Consider the following 14,625-nt stretch of genomic DNA (forward strand, 5'->3'; position numbering starts at 1 on the left):
CACAGAAGTCAGGGGGTGCCCGTGGACGACCTCCTGATGATCGTGCCCACGCGAGGCCGGCCCGACAGCGTTCCGGCCATCCTCGACTGCTGGAGGCAGACCGGCGCTACAGCCGACCTGCTGTTCGCCGTCGACGACGACGACCCGATGCTTCCCGGATACCGCGAGCACATGGAGAACCTCAACGACCCGCACATCCGCTGGCGCACCGGCCCTCGCCTGCGGATGTGCGGCACCCTCAACGCCGCCGCAGCCGAAGAGGCCAACCGCTACCGGTTCCTCGCGTTCATGGGCGACGACCACCGGCCGCGGACCCCCGGCTGGGATGAACGCTTCCGGATCTGCCTCTCCGGCGGCCCCGGCATCGTCTACGGCAACGACCTACTGCAAGGCGAGATCATGGCCACCGCCGTAGCGATGACCTCCGACATCGTCACCACCCTCGGCTACATGGCGCCGCCCGCCCTCATCCACCTGTGCCTCGACCTGTGTTGGATGGATTGGGGCCGCGGCATGGGCCGCATCACCTACCTCGGCGACGTCATCCTCGAGCACATGCACCCGGCGAACGGCAAGGCGACCATCGACGCCGGCTACATCGAGTGCAACAGCTCCGCGGTCTCCACTGCCGACGCCACCACCTACTACGACTACCGCGACAACGGCGGCCTCCAAGCCGACCTGGAGAAACTGCGGGCACTCATCGAGGAGGCGGCATGAGCATCGACACCGTGATTGGCGCCTGGAACGCGGCCGACCCCTCCGCGATTCACCCCGCGCGCGGCATCAGCGAGGACGCCTACCGGGAGTCCGGGCAGGTCCAGGCCGAACTGCTCGCCTCCGTCCTGCCTGCTGGCTGCAGGGTCGTCGACTTCGGTTGCGGCGACGGTCGCGTCGCCCTCCCGCTCGTCGAGCTTGGCTTTGACGTCATCGGCGCCGACGGCTCCCAGGCCATGCTCGACCGGCTTGCCACCTCCGCACCCGACGTGCCGACCGTGCTCACTGACGGCATCGACCTCGGGACGCAGATCGGCAAGAAGGCCGACGCGGTCGTCTCCCTTGCCGTACTGATCCACCACAGCTACGAGTCCGCCGAGCGCATCATTGCTGGCCTTCGGGCCGCAGTTCGTGTCAACGGGCTCCTCGTTCTCGACTGGCCGACCAGCGACGACCCCCGCGAGGGCGGCGGCTGGATCAGTGTCACCACCTGGAGCAGGCTCAGGCAGGATGAGATCTGCCAGCGGATCGGCCTCAAACGGCTCGACAGCGATCTTCCCTGGGGTGTGTTCCGCGCCGTGAAGGCCGGCTGATGCGTGTCCTCCTCACCGGGGGTGCCGGCTTCGTCGGCCGTCACCTGCATCGGGCCATGCACGACCGCGGCTGGCAGGTCTCCGCGATCGACCTCACGTTCACTCCGGCGGTCATCAGGCGCGACGCACTGGATCACTTCCGAACCAGCGACGTCCGGTTCGACCTGGCCATCCACTGCGCGGCCATCGTCGGCGGGCGGGCCAGCATCGACGGATCACCCCTCGGCGTCGCCACCAACCTGGCGCTAGACGCCTGGTACATGCGGTGGCTCGCCCGCTCCAAGACTCCACGGGCCGTGTACTTCTCCAGTTCCGCGGCCTACCCCGTCGCACTCCAACAGCCCGGCAAGATCCGGCGGCTCGTCGAGAGCGACATCGACTACGAGCAGCCCGGCCGGCCCGACGCGACCTACGGCCTGGCCAAGCTCACTGGCGAGCAGCTCTGCCAGTACGCCGAAGCGGGCGGTACACGCATGACGGTGCTGCGGCCGTTCTCCGGCTACGGCGAAGACCAGGACGAGACCTACCCCTTCCCGGCGTTCATCCGGCGGGCACGCGAATGGCAAGACCCCTTCGAGATATGGGGCGACGGCAGCTCCACCCGCGACTGGATCCACATCGACGACCTCGTCGGCGCCACCCTCGCGGCCGTGGAGCAGGAGGTCGCCGGCCCGGTCAACCTGGGCACCGGCAAGGCGACCAGCTTCGACGAACTAGCCCGCTTGGTCACCACGGCGGCCGGCTACCAGCCCGAGCTGAAGCACCTACCGAGCGCGCCGCAAGGCGTTCACCACCGCGTGTGCGACCCCAGTCGGATGCTCGACTTCTACACGCCCAAGGTCACCCTCGAAGAGGGGATCCGGCGGGCACTCGCCAACTAGACCAAGGAGCCAGCGCCATGGCCTCGTACCTGATCAAGTACCTCGATGGAGAAGACGAAGTCGTTCAGGCTGAGACGTTGGAACGGTTCGGTGACCAGTACATCGGCTTCACCGATGGGGCCTCAGTCGCTTTCATACCCCGCGGCAACGTGCGCAGCATCGTCCGCCAAGACGCGTCGGACGAGCGAGGCGAGTGATGGCCCGAATCCAGATCCTCGAACTCCCCTCAGGCGTAGACGAGGAGAGGCCGCCCTTCATCCTCGTCGTCGATCAGTGGGAAGCGATCGATGTCGATGCCTACCAGGTGATCACCAGCTACTGGGATGCCTTCGGCGAGAAGATCGGCGCTCGAGGCGTTCTGTTCGCCGAGTGCACCGTCGGCATCCCCGCCAACGAAGCGCTCATCGGCCCGGACGGATACCCACTTCGCTTTCAGGTCGAAGGTGACTTCACCCGCTTCCGCGAGCAGGTCGAAGAGCAGGCCCTGTATGCGCAGGGCAAGCTCACTCGAGCAATGGCCCCGTGAGCGGCGGCTGGAAGGGCTCGGATCGAAAGGCCCGACTGCCCTCAGGCTGGACGAAGATCCGGGCCCAGATCCTGGCCCGCGATCCGGTCTGCAAGATCTGCAACGTCAGGCCATCCCAGTTCTGCGACCACATCGTGGCCAAGGCGGACGACCATACGGAGGCTGGCCTCCAGGGCGTATGCGGACCATGCCACGACCAGAAGTCCTCACGAGAGGGCAACCAAGCCCAACGCGAGAACCCTCAACCGGGACGAACCCGCCCGCCCGAACAGCACCCAGGGCTGAGGTGAGCAGGTGGCCCGCTACCTGATCACTCACCCTAAGGGGCAGCAGGGCGAGGACGTGCTTGTCGAGGACCCGGACCTGACGCTCACCATCTACGGCGAGTGGGCCGTGCTGGCGGACTCTGATGGCCCATGTCTCGCGCTGCCAGCTCATGCGGGGGCGACCATCACGCGGATCGACGAGCAGCCCGAAGACGAGCCGGCTGCTTGAACCCCGGCCCTCGCCACCGCTGAACATCCCCACCCCAAGACTCCTGCGGCCAGCTACCGCAGGCAGGATGGCCCGACGTCTCCAGGCGTCGGGCCTTCCGCATACCTGGAGACAGAATGAACCTCTGCCCCTATTGCACCGCGCCAATGAATAGCACTCAGCGCAAGCAATGTGGGCGCCTCGAGTGCAAGCGGGCTTTCAATGCCGAGCGCATGCGTGAGTACCAGCGCAAGTACAAGGCAGAGCACGGGTACTACCAGACCCGCCTGTATGACAAACCCCGGGTGAAGCAGCACGACATCACTTGTCAGCACTGCGGCAAGGATGCCGTGGTGACCAAGGCCGAGGCAAAGTACTGCTCACACAGGTGCTTCTACGACTCACGCTTCGGTGACGCGAGACCGCGCGACGATCACGCGGGCAGTGCTGAACGCAAGAGGCAACCTGCCCGTCGTCGACGGGCGGAACGCACCCTTCAGGTCGCAGTCAAGGGCACATCCGGTTCTGTGCCTTGGGTTGCCGGCCACTGCTTGCGGTGCGGCGAGACCTTTGTGCGCCGGGACTCGGGCACTGGGGTATCCCACTGCTCGAAGGCATGTCAGCAACGGGACAAGGCGTCGCGACGGAGAGCTTTGGAGAAGGGTGCATCTGTTGGCACCGTGTCCCGATGGCGCGTGCACGTGAGGGATCACTGGACATGCCACATATGCGGCGACCCAGTAGACCGTGATGCGGTCGTACCGGATCTCGCCGCTCCGGTACTCGACCATGTAATGCCGTTGGCCAGAGGCGGAACACATAGCGAGGACAACCTCAAGACCGCTCACTTTTACTGCAACAGCGTCAAGCGTGATCTTGTTGCTAACTGGTCGGCCGCTGCATGACCCTGGGGGGTTAGGGGTGCCGGCCGCTTCTTTTTGATCGGGGCCGTATAGATCACGACTTTCTGTACGGGTTTCCTTGGCGCCGGCGCGGCGCCGCTCACCGCCCCTTGCTCGCCCCGGAGGCGTGCACTAGACCCTGGAGGTCGCCATGGGCACTCGCGGACCCGTCCCGGAGCGCTCCGAAGCGCGCCGGCGACGCAACAAGACCGACGACGTTGGCCTGGTCAAGGCTCCGTCGACCCCGACCGGCCTGCCCGAACTGCCTGAGCCGAATGAGCTCTGGCACCCGATCGCCACCGACTGGTACCTGTCCCTGCGGGAGTCGGGTCAGGCCGCCTTCTATCAGCCTAGCGACTGGGCGATGGCCCGGTACGCTGCCGAGCTCATGTCCCGCGGCCTGCTGGAGGACCGGCCGCCCAATGGCCAGTACGTCGCCGCCCTGAACTCCGTAATGTCGAGCCTGCTGACGACGGAGGGCGACCGCCGGCGTGTCCGTATCGAGCTGGAGCGGAAGCCGGCCGTGAAGGCGGTCTCCGCTTCGGTGACGGCCATCGCCGACTACCGCTCTTCGATCGGTGGCTGACGGCGAGGTCCCGGAGGTCGTCACCCCCTTCACGATCGGCCCGACGTGGCAGCGAGGCGAGGACGGCAAGTTCATCCTCCCCGAGTACACGCTGGGCTGGCAGGCCCTGGCCTGGACGGCGACCTACCTGCAGCACTACGCCGGCGCCCCCTGGCGGTATACCGCCGAGCAGGCCCGGCTGACCCTGTGGTGGTACGCCATGGATCCAGTGACGAACCGGTTCGTGTGGCGTGACGGCGTGATCCAGCGCCTGAAGGGCTGGGGGAAGGATCCCCTGATCGCGACCTTCTCGGCCTTCGAATTCGTTGGCCCCTGCCGGTTCGCCGAGGTAGCCGACGAGGGCAATGAGTGGGGCATCCCGCCCGGCCAGCCGTTGGGGCGGCAGCATCCAGCAGCCTGGGTCCAGATTGCGGCCGTCAGTCAGGACCAGACCCGGAACACGATGACCCTCTTCCCGTCGATTCTGACGAAGCGGGCCATCGAGGAGTACCGGATCGACCTCGGCAAGGAGATCATCTACGCCGACAAGGGCCGGGCCCGGATGGAAGCCGTGACGAGTTCGCCGCGGGCGCTTGAGGGTGGCCGGCCGACCAACACGAACCTCGGCGAGACCCATCACTGGGTTGAGTCGAACGGCGGACACGAGATGGCCGCGGTCATCGAGCGCAATGCCACCAAGTCCGCCGACGGCGACTCCCGGACCCTGGCGAACACGAACGCCTACGAGCCGGGCGAAGACAGCGTCGCCGAACGCACCCGCGAGGCCTATGAGTCGGCGGAGGCCGGACGCGCGGCCGATGTGGGCCTCTTCTACGACTCGTTGGAGGCTCCGGCCGAGGCGAAGCTGTCCGAGGAGTGGATCGAGCCGACCCTGCGGGCTGTCCGCGGTGACTCGACGTGGCTGGACATCGCGCGGCTGAAGGCGTCGATCCTCGACGTCCGTAACCCACCGTCTCGGTCTCGCCGGTTCTGGTTCAACCAGATCACCGCCTCAGAGGACGCCTACCTGGCGCCCTACGAATGGGATGCGTGCCCGCATGAGGGCATCGACCTGCAGGCCGGCGACGAGATCGTCATCTTCTTCGACGGCTCCAAGTCGGACGACGCGACAGGTCTGGTGGCGTGCCGCTTGTCCGACGGCCACCTGCAGACGCTAGGTGTGTGGCAGCGGCGGGCGAACTGGCCCGACGGCGTGCCATGGCGGGTACCGCGCGAGGAGGTCGACGGTGTTGTGGACCTGACGTTCGCTACGTACAAGCCGCTCGCGTTCTTCGCCGACCCGGGTTCCGGGTTCGACGAGGCGGATGGCGAACGCTACTGGGACGGCTTCATCGACGCCTGGGCCCAGCGGTACGGCAAGCGGCTGAAGCTCAAGGCCGTGCCCTCCGGCCATGGCCAGCACGCCGTCATGTGGGACATGCGCGACCGGCGCCGGCAGCAGACCTTCACCGAGGCTGTCGACCGCTTCTACCGGGACGTCCTGGAGCGGCAGCTGACCCACGACGGCCACAAGGTGCTGCGCCAGCACGTTGCCAACGCCCGCCGGCGGACGAACGCCTGGGGCTACACGATCGGCAAGGAACACCGTGAATCGGCCCGCAAGGTCGACCTCGCGGTGTGCGCGATCGGCGCGCGGATGCTCCGCCGGATGGTCATGAACTCGACGGCCTGGACGAAGAGGTCCACGGCCCGTGGCAAGGGACGGGTGGTGGTGCTGCGATGACGACTCCCACTCTTCCTCTCCTGTCGCTGTCGGACGACGAGCTGGGCATCCTGACGATGCTCCGCTCGGATCTGCTGTCGCAGCGCTTCAAGCTGGAGCTGTTCGACGCCTACTTCAACGGCGAGCAGCTGGTCCGAGACCTGGGGATCTCGATTCCCCCGCAGCTGAAGACCCTGCACACGGTCATCGGTTGGCCTCGGATTGGCGTCGAAGCGTTGGAGCAGCGTCTCGACCTGGAGGCGTTCCGCTGGTCTGACGGGGGTGACTCCTCGGACCTGCTGGAGATCGCCGAGGCGAACGACTGGTTCGACGAAGCCTCCCTGGGGCACCTGGACGCCCTCACCTACGGCCGCGAGTACATGGCCGTGGGTTCGGGCGAGGGGGAGGATGCGCCGCCGCTGGTGACGTTCGAGTCGCCCCTCGACATGACCCTGGCCTGGGATGCTCGGCTTCGTCTCTCAACGTCGGCGCTGCGTGAATGCCAGTCCAACGGACAGGACTTCGGGCTCACCCCTGAGCAGCGTTTGGTGACCCTCTACCTGCCCATGCAGACGGTGTACGCGGTGGAGGTGAACGGGGGCTGGGAGGTTCTCGACCGCGACGAGCACAACTTGGGCGTGGTTCCGGTGCTGCGGATGGCCAACCGGCAGCGGACTGCTGACCGGACCGGCCGGAGCGAGATCACTCCCGAGGTCATGTCGATCACGGATGCGGCCTGCCGCCGGCTGATGGGCATCGAGGTCGCTTCGGAGTTCTTTGGGGCTCCGCAGCGCTACATCCTCGGCGCCTCCGAGTCAGCCTTCCAGGACGCCGAGGGCAACACCAAGAGCGCCTGGGAGACCTACATCGGCCGTGTCCTGGCCTTGGAGCGGGACGAGGATGGTCAGGTGCCGACGGTCGGCGCCTTCACAGCTCACGACCCGTCCGGTCAGACGAAGATCATCGATCTGTACGCCCGGATCATGGCTACCCAGCTTGGCCTGCCGCCGCACATGCTCGGCTACACGTCCGACAACCCCGCCAGCGCTGATGCCATCCGTTCCAGCGAGGGCATGCTGGTCAAGAAGGCCGAGCGCCGGATCAGGCGTTTCAGCGCTACCCATCGGGAGGCCATGCGCCTCGCACTGTGGGTCCGTGACGGCGAACCGCCAGAGAAGAGCCGCCGCATCGAGACGGTGTGGCGGAACCCGGCCACCCCAACGATCGCAGCCCAGACCGATGCCGCGGTCAAGATGGTCCAAGCTGGGATCCTGCCCGCTGACGGCGACGTCGTCCTCGAGATGGCCGGCCTGACTGAGGACCAGCGCCAGCGCGTTGCTGCGGAACGGCGGCGCGCTCGTGGCGCTGACTTGGTTCGGCGGTTGACCGCCATCCCTGAGGATGACAAGCCAGCTCCGGAGGCGGACGATGGCGACGTCGGCGTCTGACGGCGGCCGGGCGGCCAATGCGCATCGACGGGCTCAACGCGGCCTGACGCGCCTCCTGACGCGGGATATGCGCGGCCTGCGAAGGCTGATCATTCCGTCTCGGCTCGAGGCTTCCGTTCCGGAGTGGATTGTGGCCGTCCGGGCCCTGGTCGAGCAGTACGGGTCAGCCTCCTCAAGCTTGTCGGCCGACTACTACGAGGCGGAGCGTGCCGCCGCTGCTGTCACCGGCCGCTTCACGGTTCCTCTCGTTGACCCGCCTCCCGACGAGCAGGTCGAGAGCGGTCTGCGTTGGGCCACCAAGGATCTATGGCCGCGTGACCCTGATGACCCCGCCACGACGGATGCCCAGCGAGAGCCGATGGACATCCGCCTACAGCAGGCTGAGGCGAAGGCCGAGGGCGTCGCACAGAAGCTGGTCGCCGATCAGGGGCGCGGCACCGTCAAGGAGGCGGTTCGGCAGGACCGCACGGCCGTTGGGTACGCGCGCGCCGCCGCTCTAGGGGCTTGCGTCTTCTGCAAACTCATGGCCACACGAGGCTTGACGTACAAGTCGGCCGGCTCGGCCGGCCGCGACGTCAACAGCAAGTTCACCGGTGACGACAGTGTCGTGAAGTTCCACGACAACTGTCACTGCCAGATCGTCCCGGTGTTCAAGGGGCAGCGGTTCGAGCTGTCCGATCATGCGCGCGAGTGGGAGCGGATCTACCGCGACTACGCCGCGCCCTACCCAGGCGATCAGCTGAACCGGTTCCGGCAGGCTCTCGCCGACCACGGGCACATGCCCGTTCTGTAACCCATGGCCGCCCTGGAGGTGGCCTTCTCTCAGCCCCTGGAGGGCCGTTTCACCATGCCCGAAAACGAGGAGACCGAGCAGTCCGTCGAGGACCCGCAGGAGCCCGACATCGCCCTGGAGGCTGCGGGCGCCGAAGAGGAGCCCTTCGACCGGGCGCGCGCCGAAGCCAAGATCCGGAAGGCCAACAGCGAAGCCAAAAGCCTCCGTGACCGTCTGAAGCTCCTCGAGCCACTCGCCGCGAAGGCAAAGGAACTCGAAGACGCCCAGAAGACCGAGGCCGAGCAGCTCACCGACCAGCTCGCCACTCAGCGGGAGCGGGCCGAGAAGGCTATCCGTGCCGCGGTCGCCTCCAAGGTCGAGGCCCTGGCCCGCGACTTCGCTGACCCGGAGGACGCAGTCGGCTCGCTGGACCTCACCGCCTACGTGGACGAGGACGGCGCCATCGACACGGACGCCATCAAGGACGCCCTCGCGGAACTCCTCAAGCGCAAGCCCCACTGGGCCCGTCCCGACGAGGGCGGCCCACGCCGCCCCGCCCCGGACCGCACCCAGGGCTCCTCGGGCAACGGCAACAGAACCCCCTCCGACCCCGGCGAAGTCTTCGCCGGACTCATGCAGCAGGCCCTGAAGGGCCACTGAGAGAGGTAGCCCTCCATGGTTGCGACCGCACCCATCAAGCTGAGCGACGTCAATGCGACGTTCCTCCCGCCCACCCTGACCGGCCCGATCTTCGAGAAGTCGGTCGAGCAGAGCGCCGTCATGGCGCTCTCGCGACGCATTCCCCTGTCGATGTCCGCGACAACCGCCATCCCGGTTCCGCTGGACGTCCCGACCGCCGACTGGGTTGACCAGGCCGGACGGAAGCCGCTTGGTACCGGCGGCGTCGACATCAAGACCATGAGCGGCAAGAAGATCGCCGTCCTCATCCCGGTCGCGATGGAGGTCGTGCAGTCCAATGCCGCCGGCCTGTGGACGCAGCTGCAGAACGACCTCCCTACCGCGTTCTCCCGGGCGTTCGACCGGGCCGCGATCCACGGCAAGACCATGAAGGGTGCGACCGGCCCGTTCCCCGACTACCTGGCGGAAACCTCGAAGAGCGTCACCATCGGGGGCACCAGCCAGGCCAACGGCGGTATCTACGGCGACATCGTCAAGGGCATGAACGACACCGTCGATGACGACTGGGACTACACCGGTACCCTCCTGGATCACCGGATGAAGCCCAAGCTCCTCGGTGCGACTGACACCACGGGCCGACCGATCTTCGTCGACACCACGGTCCCGGGCACGGGCGCGGCGCTGGCTGGGACTCTGATCGGCGAGCCGGTCGCCTACTCCCGCTCCGTCTCCGGCAAGCTCCGCCGTCAGACGGGCACCATCGACACGGGCCTGCGCGGCATCGGTGGCGACTGGTCCCAGACGGCCTACGGCGTCGGCATGGACATCACCGTCAAGATCTCCCGCGAGGCGACGTACATCGACGAGGAAGGCGGCGTGCACTCCGCCTTCCAGGAGAACCTCGTTCTCCTGCTGGCGGAGGCCTACTACGGCTTCGTTCTCGGCGACGTCGAGGCCTTCGTCAAGTACCTGGCGGCCGGCGGCTCCTCCTGATGCCGGGCGTGGAGGGTGGCCGGGCGCCGATGCGGATCGTCGCCCGGCTGCACGGCTACCCGCCGCGCCACAACGCCGGAGCGGAGTGGATGGTCCACTCCCAGCTCCGCGCGCTCGTCGAGCGAGGTCACGACGTGTCGGTGTGGCTGTCCCGCTACACCGACGACAAGGCCGACTACGACCTCGACGGCGTCCAGGTGGTGCCTCTTCAGTCCCGCCTGGACGCTGCGTCCGCCATCCGCAGGGCCGACGTCGTCGTCTCCCACCTGGAGAACGTCCCATCGGCCGGAGCGCTGGCCCGCGGCTACGGCAAGCCGCTGGCGGTCATCTGCCACAACACCCACCGCCAGTCCTTCCGCGAGATGGCCGGGGGCTGCGAGCTGGCCGTCTACAACAGCCAGTGGATGAAGCGCGAGGCCGAGCTGTTCTTCGCCGAGTATCCCAAGGGCATCCGGCCGGCGCGGGACGTCATCGTCCGACCGCCAGTCTTCGCCGCTGAGTACCGGACGAAGCCCGGCTCCAAGGTGACGTTGGTCAACCTCAACCTGGAGAAGGGCGGGGCGCTCTTCGAGAAGCTCGCCCGACGTATGCCTGACGTTGAGTTCCTGGCGGTCGTCGGCGCCTACGGGGAGCAGATCGTCCCTGACCTGCCGAATGTCGAGGTCATCGACCACATGTGCGGCCACGAGATGAGGGACGCCGTCTACAGCCGGACCAAGATCCTGCTCATGCCGTCGTCCTACGAATCCTGGGGCCGAGCCGGCGTCGAGGCCATGGCCAGCGGCATCCCGGTCATCGCCCACCCCACGCCGGGGCTGTGCGAGTCGCTGGGTGAGGCTGGCGTTTTCATCGACCTACACGATGCCGACGGCTACGAGATGGCCATCCGCAAACTCCTGACCAGCAAGACCGAGTACGGGCTCGTCGCGAAGCGGGCAAAGGCTCGCTCTGCCGAGCTGGACCCGACTCCCGACCTGGCTACTTGGTGCGACGCCGTGGAAGCTCTGGCTTAGGAGGATCCGATGGCGTTCGTCCCTCCTACCGCCGAACAGCTGGCCCTCTACCTGGGACTGGAGGAGATCGCTGGCGACCGAGCTGACCTGCTGATCGAGCAGGCTGTTGCGCTGGCGCAGTCGGTCGTCAAGCCGCTGCCGGACGAGGCCACTGCGGTTGTCCTGTCCGTTGCGGCCCGCGCCTACGTCAATCCTCAGCAGGTGTCATACGAGACGATCGGCCCGATGTCTGTCCAGCGTCCGACGGGCAGTGGCGGCCTGTATCTCACCAAGGCCGACAAGGCCGCCTTGAAGTCGCTGGCTGGCCGCGGCGGCGCATTCACCGTGGATCCGACGCCAGTGACTGCGACTCCGTCGCCGACCTGGCCGGTTGACGATTCCTACGGTCCCGGGCTGGAGTATGAGCCGGGCTGGGGTTGGGTGTAGTGCCCGCCCCGTACCCCTACGGCGAGACGGTGGTCCGACTTCGCCGCGGCACCTCCCCAGGCCGGGACCCACGCGGGCAGCCGCTCCCCGGCACCCTGACCGAGACGCCTTTCGCGGGTTGCGTCGTCACACCCCGCGCTGAGACGCCGCAGGTCGGCGGGGACCAGCAGCAAGCCAGGGATACCGTCATCGTCGGCTGGACGGTGTACGCCCCGCACGGCACCGACATCGTCACCACGGACCAGGTCCGCATCCGAGGCGAGGTCTGCGAGATCACTGGCCACCCCGGCGACTGGGGCGTCAGCCCCTTCACAGGACTGCCCGGCGTTCTGCAGTTCGCCGCCGACAGGGTTACCGGCTAGGTCGGGCCTGCTCGACGGAGGTCATCAGCTTCTGTGCGGCGTCATTGCTTTTGTGGGGGATCGACAGGCTGTACGGGTCTTCGTAGGGCGGTCGACCACCAACGAGCGAGCCCAGCGGCATTTCCTCACGGGGCCCGCTATCGGGAAGAACGAACTGGACGTACCCGTAGAAGAGGCGGCGCCCCGGCTTGTATCGCGTCGCGACTACGTCGGCTGCTCGGATCCTCGTCGGCGCTGGCCGCGATCCGATCGGAGTCTTCGTGATGGTGATCCACTCACCATCGAAGCTGACGCTGCCCAGCACGCCCTTGACTTCCATGCCACCCCCAAGTTGAGGAGGTGAGGCTATGGCCGCCCGATTCAAGATGTCCAACCGCGGCGTTGGGCAGCTGCTGAACTCGCCTGAGATCGCGGCAGAGATGCTGCGGCGCGCGGAACTCATCAAGAGCGTCGCCGAGGGCACCTCGCCCGTCGGCGGTCCCGGCGACCCACACCCCGGCCAGTACAAGCGTTCCTGGTACGCCAAGGTGGAGCGCAAGGCGATCGGCCGGTCGCGCAAGAAACGTCCGGTCGGCGTGGTTGGGAACTCGGTCTACTGGGCTCGTTGGGTGGAGTGGGGAACCGAGAGGGTCCACGCCCACCACGTGCTGCTGCGGGCCGCCCAGGCCGGAGGCGACTGATGGCGGCCGTCGGCTCAGTGGACGTTGAGCTGCTCGTCATTCAGTGGCTCCAGGCGCAGCTCGGCGGTGGCGTTGTTGTCCGCGACGAGCTCGACAACGACCTGCTCGCCGAGCTGCCGACGGTTCAGGTCGAGCGGATCGCGGCTGGTGACGACGATGGGTTCCGGCTGGACCGGGCCCTTGTCGACGTCGATGTGTACGCCGCAACCCGCGGTGAAGCCGTCGTGCGGGCCACGCAGATTCGCGGCCTGCTGCTCGGCACCCTGCCTGGCTCCACCACTGGCGGCGCTGTCGTCGGCCGGGTGAGAACCCTGACCGCCCCAGGCATCCGCCCCTACGAGAACACCGGGCTCCGCCGCGTCGGGGCCACCTACGAGATCTACAGTCACCCGGTCTCCTGACCGGTCCAGGACCGCGCCGGCCCTGTCCCGACCCCGTCCGTTGGCGGGGTCTTCGCATGTAGGAGACCCACCTCATGGTCAACATCACCCGCGCCGCGGACCTGACTCAGATCGGCGCCAACGGCGGCGGCTGGGTCGCGGACGTCGGCACCGCAGCTCCCGCCACCCCGCTGACCCAGCCGGCTGCCGCCTGGAAGCCGCTCGGCTGCATCTCCGACGACGGCCTCGTGCAGGGCTTCGACGAGGACTCTCAGGAGTTCACGCCGTGGGGCCTGACCTCGCCGATCCGCACTCAGATCACCAAGAGCCTGCGCACGTTCAAGCTCACGGCGTGGGAGACCAGTCGCACCACGGTGCAGTCGCTGCAGTACCGCATCCCCGTCGCGGAGCTCTCTCCGGTCGGCAGCCTCACCAGCTTCGCGGAGACGGCCTCGCCGTCCCCGGACCGTCGGGCCTTCTGGTTCGCGATCTTCGACGGCGACACCTCGCGCGGCTTCTATATCCCCGAGGGCGAGATCAGCGACCGCAGCGACGTCACCCACAAGCAGGACCAGATGGCTGGCTTTGAGTGGACGATCACCGCCTACCCGGACGCCGCCGGCAACACCGTCTACCACGCCGACATGGTTCCGGTCACGCCCGCCTACATCGGGTCCTGACCCCCACAGCGGCGGGCAGGCCGATACCTGGCGCGGTCCCGGCCTGCCCGTCTTCACCACCACCGTGACCGCGCCCGCCTGAAAGGACCGCGCCATGACCGAGAGCGACGCCACCCCCGCCGAGGCCCAGGAGATTGAGGCCGCCGGCCACTACGTCACCGCCGATCTCTGCGGAAAGACTCTGGAGATCATCCCGTCCGGGGCCTGGAGGCAGAGCAGCATGCGACTGCTCAAGGCGAACGAGATGGACGACTTCTTCGCCGATGTCCTCAGCTCCGAGTCCTACGAGCTGTACCTCGACCTCGACCCCACCAACGACGAGCTCGGCAGGTTCCTGGACGACTCCGGTGCCGCCTCCGGTGAGCCGGTGGGAAAGTCCAGTGGACCCAGTCGGTCGCAGAGGCGCACGCGGAAGCGCTAGAAGCCGATCTTGCGCACTACTACCCGCGGGACGCCGACCAGATCGACGCCTACTACCGCGGGGAGATGACGGTCCGCCGGCTGCGCGTCCTGATCCAGGGCCTGCCACCGGAATCGGGCACGCTGACAGCCTTGCGGAACGCAATGCCGGAGGAAGAACTCGACGAGCAGGCCGAGAAGGGTGAGCCGGAGAAGGGCCGCTGGTCGCAGTCTGAGCTTCTGCTCGCCTCGGCCATAGACGCTCTTCGGCGTGTCGAGTACGTGCTGATCTGCGCCAACACGGAGTCGAAGCGTGCCAGGCCCTCACCGCCTGAGCCGATCCCGCGGCCTGGGGCGAAGACCAGGAAGCCGAAGGTCACCCTGACCGAGACCAGCGCCAACAAGCTTTTCGAACTCATCAACGGCGGCGCGGCCTGACGCGCGGGAGGGGG

At 67.4% G+C, this 14,625-nt stretch carries 22 protein-coding genes; 21 read left to right on the top strand and 1 reads right to left on the bottom strand.

All coding sequences use genetic code 11. The features are described from left to right. The first annotated feature begins 21 nt into the window (after positions 1–21). The 16 genes from OHA37_RS26980 to OHA37_RS27050 all read left to right on the top strand — a co-directional run bounded on the left by OHA37_RS26980 (position 22) and on the right by OHA37_RS27050 (position 12,034). Positions 22–720, top strand: coding sequence for a hypothetical protein (locus OHA37_RS26980; RefSeq protein ID WP_266909151.1), 699 nt, complete (start codon positions 22–24; stop codon positions 718–720). After that, a complete protein-coding gene (locus OHA37_RS26985; RefSeq protein WP_266909152.1) occupies positions 717–1,310 on the top strand; it encodes a class I SAM-dependent methyltransferase in 594 nt (197 codons plus the stop codon). Before OHA37_RS26980 ends, OHA37_RS26985 begins: the two co-directional genes overlap by 4 nt. After that, a complete protein-coding gene (locus OHA37_RS26990) occupies positions 1,310–2,191 on the top strand; it encodes an NAD-dependent epimerase/dehydratase family protein (RefSeq protein ID WP_266909153.1) in 882 nt (293 codons plus the stop codon). The genes OHA37_RS26985 and OHA37_RS26990 overlap by 1 nt, the downstream gene beginning before the upstream one ends. A gap of 17 nt (positions 2,192–2,208) precedes the next feature. Further along, positions 2,209–2,388: a hypothetical protein gene (locus tag OHA37_RS26995; protein WP_266909154.1), complete on the top strand. Its 180-nt coding sequence runs from the start codon at positions 2,209–2,211 to the stop codon at positions 2,386–2,388. Then, entirely contained in the window at positions 2,388–2,717 is a 330-nt protein-coding gene (locus tag OHA37_RS27000; protein WP_266909155.1) for a hypothetical protein, read from the top strand. The genes OHA37_RS26995 and OHA37_RS27000 overlap by 1 nt, the downstream gene beginning before the upstream one ends. 294 nt (positions 2,718–3,011) lie before the next feature. Beyond that, the gene (locus OHA37_RS27005; protein ID WP_266909156.1) at positions 3,012–3,212 is read left to right on the top strand and encodes a hypothetical protein; all 201 of its coding nucleotides are present in this window, start codon (positions 3,012–3,014) and stop codon (positions 3,210–3,212) included. Positions 3,213–3,424: 212 nt separating this feature from the next. Then, positions 3,425–4,096 (top strand): HNH endonuclease, encoded by a 672-nt coding sequence (locus tag OHA37_RS40820; protein ID WP_353963463.1) that lies wholly within the window; start codon positions 3,425–3,427, stop codon positions 4,094–4,096. Positions 4,097–4,244: 148 nt separating this feature from the next. Next, positions 4,245–4,679, top strand: coding sequence for a phage terminase small subunit (locus OHA37_RS27010; RefSeq protein ID WP_266909157.1), 435 nt, complete (start codon positions 4,245–4,247; stop codon positions 4,677–4,679). Continuing rightward, the gene (locus OHA37_RS27015; RefSeq protein WP_266909158.1) at positions 4,672–6,402 is read left to right on the top strand and encodes a terminase; all 1,731 of its coding nucleotides are present in this window, start codon (positions 4,672–4,674) and stop codon (positions 6,400–6,402) included. Before OHA37_RS27010 ends, OHA37_RS27015 begins: the two co-directional genes overlap by 8 nt. After that, a complete protein-coding gene (locus OHA37_RS27020; protein ID WP_266909159.1) occupies positions 6,399–7,829 on the top strand; it encodes a phage portal protein in 1,431 nt (476 codons plus the stop codon). Before OHA37_RS27015 ends, OHA37_RS27020 begins: the two co-directional genes overlap by 4 nt. Next, complete coding sequence (locus tag OHA37_RS27025; protein ID WP_266909160.1) at positions 7,810–8,622, top strand: VG15 protein; 813 nt, start codon at positions 7,810–7,812, stop codon at positions 8,620–8,622. Before OHA37_RS27020 ends, OHA37_RS27025 begins: the two co-directional genes overlap by 20 nt. Positions 8,623–8,625: 3 nt before the next feature. Further along, a complete protein-coding gene (locus OHA37_RS27030; RefSeq protein WP_266909161.1) occupies positions 8,626–9,261 on the top strand; it encodes a hypothetical protein in 636 nt (211 codons plus the stop codon). Positions 9,262–9,276: 15 nt separating this feature from the next. After that, on the top strand, positions 9,277–10,233 hold the full coding sequence (locus tag OHA37_RS27035; RefSeq protein ID WP_266909162.1) for a phage major capsid protein: 957 nt from the start codon (positions 9,277–9,279) through the stop codon (positions 10,231–10,233). A 29-nt stretch (positions 10,234–10,262) separates the two neighbouring features. Then, positions 10,263–11,246, top strand: coding sequence for a glycosyltransferase family 4 protein (locus tag OHA37_RS27040; RefSeq protein WP_266909163.1), 984 nt, complete (start codon positions 10,263–10,265; stop codon positions 11,244–11,246). Between the two features lie 9 nt (positions 11,247–11,255). Next, positions 11,256–11,672 carry a hypothetical protein gene (locus OHA37_RS27045; RefSeq protein ID WP_266909164.1) on the top strand — a complete coding sequence of 139 codons (417 nt, stop codon included), beginning with the start codon at positions 11,256–11,258 and terminating at the stop codon, positions 11,670–11,672. After that, positions 11,672–12,034: a hypothetical protein gene (locus OHA37_RS27050; RefSeq protein ID WP_266909165.1), complete on the top strand. Its 363-nt coding sequence runs from the start codon at positions 11,672–11,674 to the stop codon at positions 12,032–12,034. The genes OHA37_RS27045 and OHA37_RS27050 overlap by 1 nt, the downstream gene beginning before the upstream one ends. Here the strand turns inward: OHA37_RS27050 and OHA37_RS27055 are convergent. Then, positions 12,024–12,353, bottom strand: a complete 330-nt coding sequence (locus OHA37_RS27055; protein WP_266909166.1) for a DUF4429 domain-containing protein — start codon at positions 12,351–12,353, stop codon at positions 12,024–12,026. The genes OHA37_RS27050 and OHA37_RS27055 overlap by 11 nt on opposite strands. Before the next feature lie 28 nt (positions 12,354–12,381). Between OHA37_RS27055 and OHA37_RS27060 the strand changes: the two genes are divergently transcribed. From OHA37_RS27060 to OHA37_RS27080, 5 genes are all read left to right on the top strand, one after another. Next, the gene (locus OHA37_RS27060; RefSeq protein WP_266909167.1) at positions 12,382–12,714 is read left to right on the top strand and encodes an HK97 gp10 family phage protein; all 333 of its coding nucleotides are present in this window, start codon (positions 12,382–12,384) and stop codon (positions 12,712–12,714) included. Next, positions 12,714–13,115: a hypothetical protein gene (locus OHA37_RS27065; protein ID WP_266909168.1), complete on the top strand. Its 402-nt coding sequence runs from the start codon at positions 12,714–12,716 to the stop codon at positions 13,113–13,115. Before OHA37_RS27060 ends, OHA37_RS27065 begins: the two co-directional genes overlap by 1 nt. Positions 13,116–13,189: 74 nt before the next feature. After that, positions 13,190–13,774 (top strand): phage tail tube protein, encoded by a 585-nt coding sequence (locus OHA37_RS27070; RefSeq protein ID WP_266909169.1) that lies wholly within the window; start codon positions 13,190–13,192, stop codon positions 13,772–13,774. 94 nt (positions 13,775–13,868) lie between these two features. Next, a complete protein-coding gene (locus OHA37_RS27075; RefSeq protein ID WP_266909170.1) occupies positions 13,869–14,195 on the top strand; it encodes a hypothetical protein in 327 nt (108 codons plus the stop codon). A gap of 65 nt (positions 14,196–14,260) precedes the next feature. Next, positions 14,261–14,611 carry a hypothetical protein gene (locus tag OHA37_RS27080; RefSeq protein ID WP_266909171.1) on the top strand — a complete coding sequence of 117 codons (351 nt, stop codon included), beginning with the start codon at positions 14,261–14,263 and terminating at the stop codon, positions 14,609–14,611. Positions 14,612–14,625 lie beyond the last annotated feature (14 nt).

It is taken from the genome of Streptomyces sp. NBC_00335 (assembly GCF_036127095.1).
GTDB lineage: Bacteria > Actinomycetota > Actinomycetes > Streptomycetales > Streptomycetaceae > Streptomyces.

Coding starts and splice junctions, on each gene's coding strand:
- OHA37_RS26985 (WP_266909152.1), top strand. CDS start 717: ATGAGCATCGACACCGTGATTGGCGCCTGGAACGCGGCCGACCCCTCC.
- OHA37_RS26990 (WP_266909153.1), top strand. CDS start 1,310: ATGCGTGTCCTCCTCACCGGGGGTGCCGGCTTCGTCGGCCGTCACCTG.
- OHA37_RS26995 (WP_266909154.1), top strand. CDS start 2,209: ATGGCCTCGTACCTGATCAAGTACCTCGATGGAGAAGACGAAGTCGTT.
- OHA37_RS27000 (WP_266909155.1), top strand. CDS start 2,388: ATGGCCCGAATCCAGATCCTCGAACTCCCCTCAGGCGTAGACGAGGAG.
- OHA37_RS40820 (WP_353963463.1), top strand. CDS start 3,425: ATGCGTGAGTACCAGCGCAAGTACAAGGCAGAGCACGGGTACTACCAG.
- OHA37_RS27010 (WP_266909157.1), top strand. CDS start 4,245: ATGGGCACTCGCGGACCCGTCCCGGAGCGCTCCGAAGCGCGCCGGCGA.
- OHA37_RS27020 (WP_266909159.1), top strand. CDS start 6,399: ATGACGACTCCCACTCTTCCTCTCCTGTCGCTGTCGGACGACGAGCTG.
- OHA37_RS27025 (WP_266909160.1), top strand. CDS start 7,810: ATGGCGACGTCGGCGTCTGACGGCGGCCGGGCGGCCAATGCGCATCGA.
- OHA37_RS27030 (WP_266909161.1), top strand. CDS start 8,626: ATGGCCGCCCTGGAGGTGGCCTTCTCTCAGCCCCTGGAGGGCCGTTTC.
- OHA37_RS27035 (WP_266909162.1), top strand. CDS start 9,277: ATGGTTGCGACCGCACCCATCAAGCTGAGCGACGTCAATGCGACGTTC.
- OHA37_RS27040 (WP_266909163.1), top strand. CDS start 10,263: ATGCGGATCGTCGCCCGGCTGCACGGCTACCCGCCGCGCCACAACGCC.
- OHA37_RS27045 (WP_266909164.1), top strand. CDS start 11,256: ATGGCGTTCGTCCCTCCTACCGCCGAACAGCTGGCCCTCTACCTGGGA.
- OHA37_RS27055 (WP_266909166.1), bottom strand. CDS start 12,353: ATGGAAGTCAAGGGCGTGCTGGGCAGCGTCAGCTTCGATGGTGAGTGG.
- OHA37_RS27060 (WP_266909167.1), top strand. CDS start 12,382: ATGGCCGCCCGATTCAAGATGTCCAACCGCGGCGTTGGGCAGCTGCTG.
- OHA37_RS27065 (WP_266909168.1), top strand. CDS start 12,714: ATGGCGGCCGTCGGCTCAGTGGACGTTGAGCTGCTCGTCATTCAGTGG.
- OHA37_RS27070 (WP_266909169.1), top strand. CDS start 13,190: ATGGTCAACATCACCCGCGCCGCGGACCTGACTCAGATCGGCGCCAAC.
- OHA37_RS27075 (WP_266909170.1), top strand. CDS start 13,869: ATGACCGAGAGCGACGCCACCCCCGCCGAGGCCCAGGAGATTGAGGCC.
- OHA37_RS27080 (WP_266909171.1), top strand. CDS start 14,261: ATGACGGTCCGCCGGCTGCGCGTCCTGATCCAGGGCCTGCCACCGGAA.